This window comes from Rhizobacter sp. (genome assembly GCF_046595475.1).
Classification (GTDB): Bacteria; Pseudomonadota; Gammaproteobacteria; order Burkholderiales; family Burkholderiaceae_C; genus Rhizobacter.
On record NZ_JBKJOQ010000093.1, the window covers coordinates 153,232 to 165,019 of the forward strand.

The window sequence follows — 11,788 nt, forward strand, 5'->3', positions numbered from 1 at the left end:
ATCCGCGGGCTGCTTGAGGGCCGCCGCTCCATCACGCTCTGCCCGCGCTGCGCGATTTACGTTTCTTTGCCCAACCGAAACGACTGCTGTTGCAGCGGGGTCGTATGGTCGTGCCTAAGACAACGGTCTATAGAGCGCGGAGGTGATCATGCAGGTCAAGTTCAGGGTGGGCGCAGCGGCTTCGGTTGCGCTGCTGTTGTTTGCGGTGATTGCCGCTTGCGGCGGCAGTGGTGGTGGCAACAGCGCGGGCAACACGGCGCCCGTACCGCCCGTGGCACCCCCGGTGCAGGGTCAACGCAATTTCACCTTCGAATCAGGCCCGGTGCGGCCCTTGGCTCTGTCGGCCGACGGCAGCCGTCTGTTCGTGGCTAACACCGCGGCGGGCACGCTGGACATCGTCAACGTGACCGGTAGCGTCATGCTGGTGGAAGCCTCGGTGCCGGTGGGTGTGGACCCGGTGGCTGTGGCTGTGCGCAATGCGGGCGAGGTGTGGGTGGTGAACCATGTGTCAGACAGCGTCAGCATCGTGGACGTCAGCGCCTCGCCACCGCGTGTGGTGCGCACGCTGCTGGTTGGCGACGAACCGCGCGACATCGTGTTTGCCGGCACCAACCGCCAACGTGCCTTCATCACCACGGCCCACCGCGGCCAACAGCGCAGTGACCCCGGGCTGGCCGGAGTGCCCGGCGCAGGCGACCCACAACTTACCAGCGCCAGCGTGGGCCGTGCCGATGTGTGGGTGTTCAACTCTGAATCACTGGGCACGAATCTCGGCGGAAGGCCGTTGGCCATCGTCACCCTGCGGGGCGACACGCCCCGCGCTTTGGCCACCACGCCTGACGGCAAGACCGTGTATGCGGCCGTGCACCATAGCGGCAACCAGACCACCACGGTGTCGTCGCTGCTGCCCTGTGACGGCTTCAACAGCGACACGCCGTGCAACATGTCGGGCAACACCATCCCGGGCTCGGTCAGCGGCCCGGCCACCAACGCCGCAGGCGCCCCGGCGCCGCGTGTGGGCCTGGTGGTCAAGACGAGTGCCGACGGCAAGTGGCGCGACAGCCGGGGCCGCGACTGGAGTGGCGTGGTGCGCTTCAGCCTGCCTGACGACGATGTTTTCGCCATCGACTCCGACAGCCTGATCAGCACCACCAGTTTTAAAAATGTCGGCACGACGTTGTTCAACATGGCTGTCAACCCGATGAACGGCGCTGTCTACGTGTCCAACACTGAAGCCCGCAACGACCTTCGTTTTGAAGGTGTCGGCACCTTCGCCGGCACCACCTTGCAAGGCCACTTGGCCGAGACACGCATCAGCGTCATAAGAGGTGCCAGCGTTGCGCCTCGACACCTGAACAAACACATTCCCTACGCTGTGTTGCCGGCACCGGCCGACGTCAAACAACACAGCCTGTCAACACCGCTGGACCTGGTGGTCTCAGCCGATGGCAGCACCTTGTACGTGGCAGCGTTTGGTTCCGCAAAGGTTGGCGTGTACCCGACGGCCGATCTCGAAGACAACAGTTTCGACCCGACCATGGTGAGTGCCAGCCACATCAGCGTCAGCGGTGGTGGGCCATCGGGCGTGGTGCTGGACGAGGTGCGTGGCCGGCTGTACGTGGCCACCCGCTTTGACAGCGGGGTCTCGATGGTTGACCTGGCCAGCAAGCGTGAGCTCAACCACCTGCTGCTGGCGAACCCCGAACCCGCCTCCATCACCGACGGCCGGCGTGTGCTGTACGACGCCAGCCTGTCCTCTGCCAACGGTGAGGCCAGTTGTGGCAGCTGCCACATCTTCGGCAACACGGACCACCTGGCCTGGGACCTGGGCGATCCAGACGGGCAAGTCATCAACACCCCCATCAGCATCAAACTCGGCGCCGGCGCCGTGGGCACCAACATCAACGGCAACGGTGACGTCAGAAGCCTGCACCCGATGAAAGGCCCCATGGGCACGCAGACACTGCGCGGCATGGCCAACCACGGCGCCATGCACTGGCGCGGCGACCGCGTAGCCGGCTTCTTCGGCACGGACACACGCACCGCACCGCCCTTTGATTCAGAGCTGTCGTTCAAGAACTTCATCGTCGCGTTCCAGGGCCTGCTTGGCCGCGCCAGCCAATTGCCGACCAGTGACATGCAGTCCTTCGCCAACTTCGCTTTGGCCATCGCACCGCCGCCCAACCCCATCCGCAACTTGGACAACAGCCTGACAGCAGCCCAAACCCGCGGCCGCAGCTTCTTCATGGGCTGCGATGGGCTGGACAGCATCAGCGGCCAGGCCGCGATCTGTGACGCCGCTGGCCGGCCGGTGGGTGCGGGGCACTTTTCAGATGGCCGGACCGTCAATGGCCAGGGCTTCACTTGCGAGGGCTGCCACACCTTGGCGCCGGCCAATGGCTTCTTCGGCACTGACGGGCAGAACAGCTTCGAAGCCTTGCCGCAGACCATGAAGATTCCGCAGCTGCGCAATCTATATGAGCGCGTGGGCATGTTCGGCTTGGCCAACAACAGCTCCGACAACCCGGGCGACAACGCCCACCAGGGCGCGCAGATCCGCGGCTTCGGTTTTTCGAACGACGGCAGTGTGGACACGCTGTTCCGCTTTTTCCAGGCCAGGGTCTTCAACAGCGCCTCGGCCGGGCGCGTGGGCTTTGCCGGGGGCGACAACCAGCGGCGTGACGTCGAGGCTTTCATGCTGGCGTTTGACAATGACCTGGCGCCCGTGGTGGGGCAACAGGTCACGCTGGACAGCGCCAACGCCAGCGTGGTGGGCCCGCGCATCGACCTGCTGCGTGCCCGCGCCACAGCGCCCTTCCCGTCCAAGCTGCTGGGCGGCGCAAGCACGGAGTGCGACCTGGTGGCGCGCGGTGTCGTGGCCGGGCGCGCCAGCACCTATGTGCTGCGCAGCGACGGCAGCTACCTGCGTGACGACGGCGGTGGGCCCATCACCGACAGCGCGCTGCGCGCCTTGGCCACCACGGCAGGGCAGGCCCTGACCTTCACCTGCTTACCACCAGGGTGGGCGCCACGCGTGTGAGGGACCGACCCCTGGGAGACGAAACAGAGCTGGCTGCACAGGCTGCGCGCATGACCGACCAGCGTGCATCAGCGCAGGCTAGGCTTGCTGAGGCCGGTAAGCGTCAAGACCCGTGTGCGACACGTTCAATTCCGCTCCCCCGGCCGCTGACCAACTGCATCGGAAAGCGAACTTCCCTGAAGCTGCCGGTGACGACATGCAGTGGGCGGCCACAAGCCGGCGCTTGCGAAGGGCGGCTGCAGGGCGTCTCGCGAGTGCGCCGCGGCTCAAGCTTGCGTTCGAGATCGGCCTTAACCAATGCCCTCAACGCGGCGGCGAGTTCAAGATCGTCACCGCCGTCCGGGCAGCACCAGTGTGCGAGTGGATCCTCTCCCGCCTGGGCCTGCAAACCCGCGCCCCATCGCGGGCTCCGGCGCGCAAGCTTCGGCTGGCTCAAGCCACCCAATACCTCGTCGTAAGCGCAGCAGACGCAGCCGCTGGTCACTATTGAACGGCGGTGTGCCAGGCAAGGGTGGCGCCGCGAACATGCCTTCACCGATCAGCCATCGCTGACCGTTCGAGGAATGTCCGCCATGACTTGCCAAGCCACCGAACTGCTCTCAGGCGTCGCCAGTCAACTCACGGTTCGCCAGGCGCAGCCCAGCGACCTGCCGCGGATACAAGACCACCTGCTGCGCCTGTCGGCCGATGACCGCTCGCTGCGCTTCTGGGCCGGAGTGGTCAAGGACGACACCGTGTGCGCCTACGTGGCGCGCATCCGCCTGGGCCGCGATGTCATCGGTCGGGCTTGGTTTGCTTGCGGGCACAGCGTTATCGTGGCGCGACCTGACTTTTCTGCAACGCACTGGGACGTGGTCCCTGGGCCAGCCCGTCGCCTACGTTTGCGCGTCCCGCGCGGCACTGTCGCTGCGGCGCCAGGCTGCCGGTGGCATGCCGACTGCTCGCTTGAATGCGCGTGCGAAGGCGCCTTCCGAGTCGTAGCCCACATCGGCCGAGATAGATGCCACGTTTGCGCCTGTGGTGCGCAGAAGATTCGAAGCGAGTTGCATGCGCCAGTTGGTCAGGTACTCCATAGGGCGCTGACCGATCTGCGCCACGAAACGCTCATGCAGTGCTGAGCGTGACAGCCCCACCTGCTTGCCAAGTTCTTCGATCGTCCAAGCCTGAGCGGGTTGGTTGTGCAGCAGTGCCAGCGCCTTGCCGACATAGCGATCACGCAGCCCGCCCAGCCAGCCACCGGCGGGGTCCGGAAGGGATTCGACGTAGCTTCGAACCGCGTCGACGAAGATCATTTCGCTCAGGCGTGCAAGCATCGCGCTGCTGCCGGAACGCGGCTCGCGTGACTCGGCAGCCGCCTGATCGATGACGTGCGCGAGCCAGCGGCCCGTCTTGGCAGCCGGCACGTGCAATATCCGGGGCAATGACGCGATCAATGGATTGAAGGGCCGCAGATCGCAGCCGATGAAGCCGCACATGAGGACCGCCTCGGCGCTTTCCACCGGCATCGCGGCACCCGGCTGTTCGACCCCGTGGTGGTAGGACAGCGGAATCGGCTTGGGCTGATGCCGGGTCGCGTGCACCCAGTCGGCCGTCATCCGGTTGGGGTGAAGCTCAGGCGCGTTCGACAGCACGTGCGCGTCTCCGTGAGGCAACATCACGACATCTCCTGTCGAGAGCCAGACCGGGGGGAGCCCTTCCACGGCAGCCCAGCATTCGCCTTTGGCAACCATGTGGTACTCGATGACGTGATCGGCGCCCGGCATCACCGACGCAGCGAGCTCATCGGCGGCTACCGCCCCGGCGGACCACTTGCCACAAAAGCTCACGTAATAGAACACCGCGCCGCGCAGGCGGACAGCCTGCAGCACATCGGAGAGGGTGTCCTGGCTCATCGCTTCATTTTCCTGGACGGTCGAGCAAGCGTGCGCGACTCAAAGTGCAGCGCCCTACAAGCTGAATTCGCACAATACGCTCCATCGTCATCGACAGGCGATGCGTCCCGTTAATCAACGGACGCCTCTCATTCATTCCAATCTTCAGGAGAGTATTCCATGACCCTCGGTAACCCTATCAGGGCTGCACTGGCCTTGGCGACAACGCCACATCGTTCCGGTTTCGCGGTGTCGACGTGTTGCCAGCTGGCGCTGGCAACAAGCCTTGCCCTCAGTGCGAGCGCGGCGCTGGCAGAAGACATGAAAGCGCCAGTGAATGGCAGCGAGCTGAAGTGGGGCGCCGCACCGCCGGTGTTTCCGAAGGGCGCGCAAGTCGCCGTCTTGTCCGGAGACCCGTTCAAGGATGGCCCTTACGTGCTGCGTTTGAAGATGCCGGCGGGGTACAAGATCCCCGCGCACAACCACCCCGCGTCGGAAAACGTCACCGTCATCTCTGGGCACTTCCATTTGGGGATGGGCGACAAGCTGGACGAGAAAAAGGGAATGGAATTGACCGCCGGGGGCTATGGCGAAGCTCCCCCCAAGATGAACCACTTTGCTTGGACGACGAGCCCCACCGTTGTTCAGGTTCATGGTCAGGGGCCGTTTGGGATGACCTACGTCAATCCGGCCGACGACCCGAGCAAGAAGTAGCCAGACGCCGCGCGCGGCCATACGGCTCGCACCACCGCATACATTCAATCTCAACTGGAGGCCCACATGCCCAACCAAAACGAAGCTCTGCTGCAAAGCCATCTTCAAAACGCCAGCGTCGGCGTCGATGCCGTCATGACGGACTACACCGATGCGTCGGTCCTGATCACGCATGACGCCACGTTCCGCGGGCTCGCGGAAATCCGGGGGTTCTTCACCGCGATACTCGAAGGGCCTTCACGCGGGTTCATCGCTGCCCTCAAGTTGCACCGCCTCGACGTCGTCGGTGAAGTGGGCTTCATCGCCTGGGAGTCGAAGCCGTGGTTCCCGTTTGCGACGGACACCTTCGTGTTCCGCAACGGCAAGATCCTGTCTCAGACCTTTGCCGCGTCGCCGGCCGCGGCGTGACAGAGCTCGCCAGACCGCGTGGGCAGGCCAGCCTGTCTCGCGGGCTATCCCCAGCAGCCGAATGCCATGACCATGTCCAGAGGCTCATGTTCCGCGCCGCCCGTTGCCTGCGTTTCGCATGCGCAGCCCTTTTGACCGTGGCGTTCGTGTCGCCTGCGCAGGCCAGTGACGATCGAGCCGCATTGGCAGACGAAGCGGCCGTGGACGCGAGCACTCAACCGGGCGATGACTTTTTTGTTTACGCCAATGGCGGCTGGCTCAAGACCACCGAAATCCCCGCGGGCAAGGGGCGATGGGGTGCCCGTGACCAGATCACCGAACACACACGCCTTCAAGTGGCCAAGCTGCTGGATGACGCGAACGCAGCGCCTGCTGGGTCGGATGCGCGCAAGGTGGCTGACTTTCGCGCGGCGTATCTGAATGAGGCTGCGATCGAGGCCAGTGGCCTCGCGCCGCTGAAGCCTCTGCTGGGGCAGATCGATCGCATTCGCGACAAGGCGGGCTTGACGCGCTCGCTCGGCCGCGAGCTTCGTGCCGACGTCGACCCTCTGAACCAGGGCGTCTACAACTCCTCGCACGTCGTGGGGCTGGCGGTGCAGGCCGGCAACCATGGCGAGAAGGAGTACGTCGCCTACTTGCTGCAAGGGGGTTTGGGACTGCCAGACCGCGAGAGCTACCTCGGCATCGAGCCGCCCATGCAGGCGTTGCGAGCCCAGTATCTGGCGGCGATCGACCGCATGCTGGTGCGGCTTGACGCCGACCGGGGCCGCGCATCATTGGGGACGGCCAGCCGGGCCGCTGCCGTGATGGCGCTGGAAACCGCCATTGCGCGCAGTCATGCCACCGACGAGGCGTCGGGCAATGAGCACAACGCTGACACGCTCTGGACGCGCGCTGACTTCGCGCGCGAAGCGCCGGGCATGGATTGGAGTGCATTCTTCGCCGCCGCCGGCTTGGCCAAGCAGCAAGCTTTCGTGGCCTGGCAGCCGACTGCCTTGAAGGGCGCGGCCGCATTGGTGGCGTCGCAGCCCTTGCAGGCGTGGAAGGACTATCTGCGCATTCGCGTGATAGGTCGTTATGCCGAGGTGCTGCCCCGCGCGCTGTCCGTCGACGCCATGGTCTTGCATGGCGTCGCAGCAGGGTCGGAGCAGCCCGGCGCGCGTGCGCAGCTTGCGCTGGAGGCGACGCAATCGGCTCTGAGCGAGGCGATCGGAAAGATGTACGTCGAACGCTACTTCCCGCCGGCCAACAAAGCCCGGCTGCAAGTCATCGTCGCCAATGTGGTGGCCGCCTTCACCCAGCGCGTCGAGGTGGCGGCGTGGATGTCACCGGCCGCCCGGACGATGGCGTTAGCCAAGTTGAGAAACGTGTACTTCGGCATCGGCTACCCCGACCGATGGCAGGACTTCTCGGACCTTGCGGTGGACCCTGCCGATGCCGTGGGCAATCTCCAGCGGATCGCGCAGCGCAATTACCGCCTGGCCGTCGCCCGGCTCGGGCAAAGTGCGGACGCGACCGAGTGGTCGATTGCGCCGCAGTGGCCCGGCGCCGTGATCGCGTTTCACCGGAATGCGTACAACTTCTCTGCCGCGCTCTTGCAGTCGCCCAAGTTCGACCCGTCGGCTTCGGATGCTGCGAACTACGGCGCGATCGGCGCGATCGTCGGCCACGAAGTTAGCCACTTGGTCGACACGCTGGGTGCCGAATACGAAGCCGATGGCCGCCTGCGTCGCTGGTGGACCCGCGACGACATGACGCGCTATGAGGCAGCCACCGACGCGCTGGTGCGCCAGTTCTCCGGCTACCTGCCGTTTCCGGGCGTGGCCGTCGACGGCAAGCTGGCCTTGACAGAAAACCTGGCCGACCTCGGCGGCTTGGCGGCGGCCTTTGATGCCTACCGCCGCACACTCGGCAGCAAGGCGAACGACAAGGATTACCTGCGCCAGCAAGACCGGCAGTTCTTCATCGGCTTTGCACGAAGTTGGCGCGTCAAGTACCGTGACGACGCACTGAAAGCGCAGGCCGCCCGCGACCACTCCCCGGAGAACTACCGCATCTGGACCGTCCGCAACATCGACGCGTGGTACGACGCGTTCGACGTGAAACCGGGCCAGCGTCTCTATCTGGAGCCAGCGGCGCGGGTGCGGATCTGGTAGCTGCTGCGCTCCGACGCGGTGGCGAGTGAAGCCAGGTGGGTCGTTCGCAGTCTCGCCTAAGCACACAGCGTCCAGACAGATGGCGGACTCAGTGGGTCGATTTCGATTCCCTCAGAACCGCAACACATGCGGCGGGAACCATGACATGTCCATGCCAGAACGCGCACGCTGGAAACTCCTCAGCCCCATGCTGGATGAGCTTCTTGATCTCAACCTGCGCGATCGACACCGCAGGTTGGGCCAACTCTGCGCGAGAAACGAGCTGCTTGCAGACGAAATCAAGGCACTGTTGAACGCCGCCAGTTACGCCGAGGCCTCGCATTTCATGTCGGTCAATGCGAACCCGCCTGACGAGCCGGTGGCAAGTCTCGCCGGCAAGCAGATCGGCGCCTACGTCGTCGAATCGTGTCTGGGCGAAGGCGCTACCGGAAGCGTGTGGCGCGCTCGTCGCGCCGATGGTCGGTTCGAGGGCTGGGTGGCAGTCAAACTGCTGCACCTCTCGCTGGTGGGTCGCTCGGGTTCGCAGCGGTTCGAACGCGAAGGCGCCATCCTCGCGCAGCTCTCCCATCCCCACATCGCCCAACTGCTCGACGCCGGGGTGACGGTCGACGGCCAGCCCTATCTGGTGCTGGAGCTGGTCGAAGGAACACGCATCGATCACCATTGCGATGAGCGAGGCCTCGACGTCGAGCAGCGGCTCGCGCTGTTCGCCAGCGTGCTGGCCGCGGTGGCGCATGCGCACAGCCACCTCGTGATCCACCGCGACATCAAGCCCAACAACATCCTCGTCACGCCGGATGGCCGCGTGAAGCTGCTCGACTTCGGCATCGCCAAGCTGCTGCAAGAGGGCGTCGGCACCGAGCCGATCACCATCGATGGGCAACGCGTGCTCACGCCGCAATACGCAGCACCCGAGCAGCTTCAAGGTGGCGTGATCACCACCGCAACCGACATCTACGCACTGGGGGTTCTGTTGTTTCAGCTGCTGGTGGGGCGGCACCCCACCACCACCGACGCGGCCACGTCAGCCGAGATCATCCGGGCCACGCTGGAAACAGACCCGATGCGACTCGGCGCTGCACTGGCAGGGCCCAGGCGCGCACCCGTTGCCGGGCCGCTAGCCCAGATCGCCGCCGACCGCAGCACCCCCTTGCCGCGGCTGCGCCGCCAGCTCCAGGGCGACCTGGAAAACATCACCGGCATGACCTTGCGCAAGCGGCCCACGGAACGCTACCAAACGGTGGCGGCGCTGGCCGATGATCTGCGCCGTTACGCAGCGAATGAGCCGGTCAGCGCCCGGCGAGATTCGCTGGCCTACCGGTGCTCCAAGTTCGTTCGCCGCCACAGCAGCATGGTGATCGCCGGCGTGCTTGTGCTGGCGGCTGTGACGGCCGGGCTTGCCGGCACCATCACGCAAGCCAGGCGAGCCGAAGGCGAGACCCAGCGCGCCCAGAGCGAACGTGACCGCGTACTGCGCCGATTGGCCTACGCCAAGTCAAACAATGAGTTCATCGCCTACCTGCTGCAGACGGTTCCGAAGAATCCGTTCACGACCGCCGACCTGCTGGCCCGAGCCGAGCTCATCCTGGAAGAGAAGTTCTCCCATCACCCGGCAGAACGGGCCGTGCTGCGCACCCAGATTGCTTCGCTGTACGTACGCGCCACTTATTTCGTGAAGGCTCAGCACTTGCTGCTGCAGGCGCGTGCCGATGCACGTGACGGGCTCGATCATGCGACGCAGGCCGGCATTGAATGCCTCATTGCCTATCTGCATGTGACCAACGGATCATTTGCCATGGAGTCCGCACACCCGCACGGTGCTGCCGCGTGGCAGCAGCCTGACGCGGGCAGCGATGCTCGGTTGCTGAGCGAGTGCTTGTCGCCACGGGGGCTGAGTGAAGAAACGCGGGCGGCCGACCCTGGCGCGCTCGCCGAGGCCGCACCGCCGCTGTACCGCAACGTAGGCGTGCTGCTGTACGCGCCGGGCCGCCCGCTGGGCTCACTCGACGCGTCACAGCAAGTCCTGGACATCGCCCGCGCCTCGACCCCGGACCGGCCGCCCGGCGCAACCGACCTGGCGCGCAAGCCCGAGACCCCGGGCATTCTGCTGCTGGGCGCGCACGCATGGTGCACGGCGGATGAGCTCGCGCGCTGCTCCGCGTTGCTGTCGGCTGCGCGGGCTGACCTGATGGCCTCACTCCCGGCCGGCCATTCGATGCTGGGGACGCTGGAGATGACCCAGGCGCAGCTTTCCCTGGCACGAGGTGAGCTGATGCAGGCCCGCTCCGACCTGATTCAGTCCGTGGCCGTATTCGACGCTGCCACTGACAGCAACAGCATCGCCATCCGCGCCTTGACCTTGCTGGCCCGCACTGAGCAACAGCTCGGCGAGCTTGACGCGGCCCAGTCGCACGCGCAACGTGCGGTGCGACAGGCGCGCGATACCAAGATCGGCTTTGCGCACAGCGAATGGCTGGGCAGCGCGCTGGTGGCGCAGGGCATCGTGCAGCACGCGCGCGGTCAGCCCGCCGAAGCCCAGGCGTCGTGGCGAGAGGCCCTGATCGAGTTGCTGGACACGGTTGGCGAGCGGGCGCCTTCGACTGACGAGGTGCGCAGGCTGATGGCGACGTCGTCAGCGGGCGTCATAGGCTGAACGCCGATCGAAGGCTGCGCCTGTGCTCGCTCGTGGTCATCGAAAGCAGCATCTGATTGAAGTGCGGGTCTTGTATTCCGGCCTCCACATACTGCCAGCGGTAGGCCGCGTGCAGCGCACTGGCAAGCCGCCGGGTTTGGTCGGTGTCGAGCACGCGGCCGAAGATCCGCAGGAAGTAGCAGGTATCCGCGGCCGCCTGCTGGCTCACGGCGACGCTCAGGACCGACATCAGCTTGGCCAGACCCTGCACGCCGGTCGTGCGCTCGCTGTCGCACTGCCCCTCGCCTTCAGCCCGCCATAGCCGGCCGCTCTCGGCCGCGCAGCGGGTGGCAGCTTCCCAGCGCGACTGGAGCAGAGCGGCCTGGTGCGGGGAGCGCTCGTCTTCGTGATCCCAGCACGACACGCAGTGCATGCGTGCCGCGCTTTGGATCTGGTGCTGGAATGCCAGTACGGCCCACCTCGACGCCGCCGAGAGCGCATCGGCAAGCATGCCAGGGCGCGGTGCAAATTCGTAGCCCTCGGGCAAGTCCGTCGCGAACACCGGGTCTGGGTCGCCCTGCGCAAGCCACCACTCGTGCCCGGGGGGCAGGCGCTCGGGCGAGGGTGGGTTCGCGTCGATCGACTGCTCGATGAAGTCGAGCATGTACACACTGGTCAGGCTCTGGATGCGGCCGAGCAAGCGCCGTTCTTCGGCGGGCAGGAAGTCCAGGTTTGGCGTGCGTGACAGCCCGCGCGGAAGAGTCTCGTTCCCGTCTCGGGAACGCAAGGGGATCTGATGTGCCGTGTCTGAGACGGCTGACGATATCGCTTCGCTGTGCATGGCTTTCCTGAATGACGGTGGTCCCTCGGAAAGTCGGTAAGCCCATCGGAAAGACGACAACTCAGGCCCCCGTCTTCCGGGGGTGGTGCTTGAAATCTGGTGTTTTTGCACTCGCGTGTGAACAGC

7 protein-coding genes are annotated in these 11,788 nt (G+C 65.6%); 5 read left to right on the plus strand and 2 right to left on the minus strand.

The features are described 5' to 3' along the window. Nucleotides 1-148: 148 nt before the first annotated feature. Complete coding sequence (locus tag AC30QB_RS17370; protein ID WP_489547506.1) at nt 149-3,040, plus strand: hypothetical protein; 2,892 nt, start codon at nt 149-151, stop codon at nt 3,038-3,040. Between the two features lie 875 nt (nt 3,041-3,915). On the opposite strand, the gene AC30QB_RS17375 is transcribed toward AC30QB_RS17370, so the two are convergent. Then, entirely contained in the window at nt 3,916-4,932 is a 1,017-nt protein-coding gene (locus AC30QB_RS17375) for an AraC family transcriptional regulator (RefSeq protein WP_489547507.1), read from the minus strand. 159 nt (nt 4,933-5,091) lie between these two features. On the opposite strand from AC30QB_RS17375, the gene AC30QB_RS17380 reads away from it, so the two are divergent. The 4 genes from AC30QB_RS17380 (at nt 5,092) to AC30QB_RS17395 (ending at nt 10,842) form a co-directional block, all read left to right on the plus strand. Next, entirely contained in the window at nt 5,092-5,625 is a 534-nt protein-coding gene (locus tag AC30QB_RS17380) for a cupin domain-containing protein (RefSeq protein WP_489547508.1), read from the plus strand. Between the two features lie 66 nt (nt 5,626-5,691). Beyond that, a complete protein-coding gene (locus AC30QB_RS17385) occupies nt 5,692-6,033 on the plus strand; it encodes a nuclear transport factor 2 family protein (RefSeq protein ID WP_489547509.1) in 342 nt (113 codons plus the stop codon). Between the two features lie 86 nt (nt 6,034-6,119). Beyond that, entirely contained in the window at nt 6,120-8,189 is a 2,070-nt protein-coding gene (locus tag AC30QB_RS17390) for a M13 family metallopeptidase (RefSeq protein WP_489547510.1), read from the plus strand. Nucleotides 8,190-8,340: 151 nt separating this feature from the next. Further along, a complete protein-coding gene (locus tag AC30QB_RS17395) occupies nt 8,341-10,842 on the plus strand; it encodes a protein kinase domain-containing protein (RefSeq protein WP_489547511.1) in 2,502 nt (833 codons plus the stop codon). Here the strand turns inward: AC30QB_RS17395 and AC30QB_RS17400 are convergent. Continuing rightward, nucleotides 10,832-11,608 (minus strand): hypothetical protein, encoded by a 777-nt coding sequence (locus AC30QB_RS17400; protein ID WP_489547512.1) that lies wholly within the window; start codon nt 11,606-11,608, stop codon nt 10,832-10,834. The two genes, AC30QB_RS17395 and AC30QB_RS17400, sit on opposite strands and share 11 nt — an antisense overlap. Between the last annotated feature and the right edge of the window lie 180 nt (nt 11,609-11,788).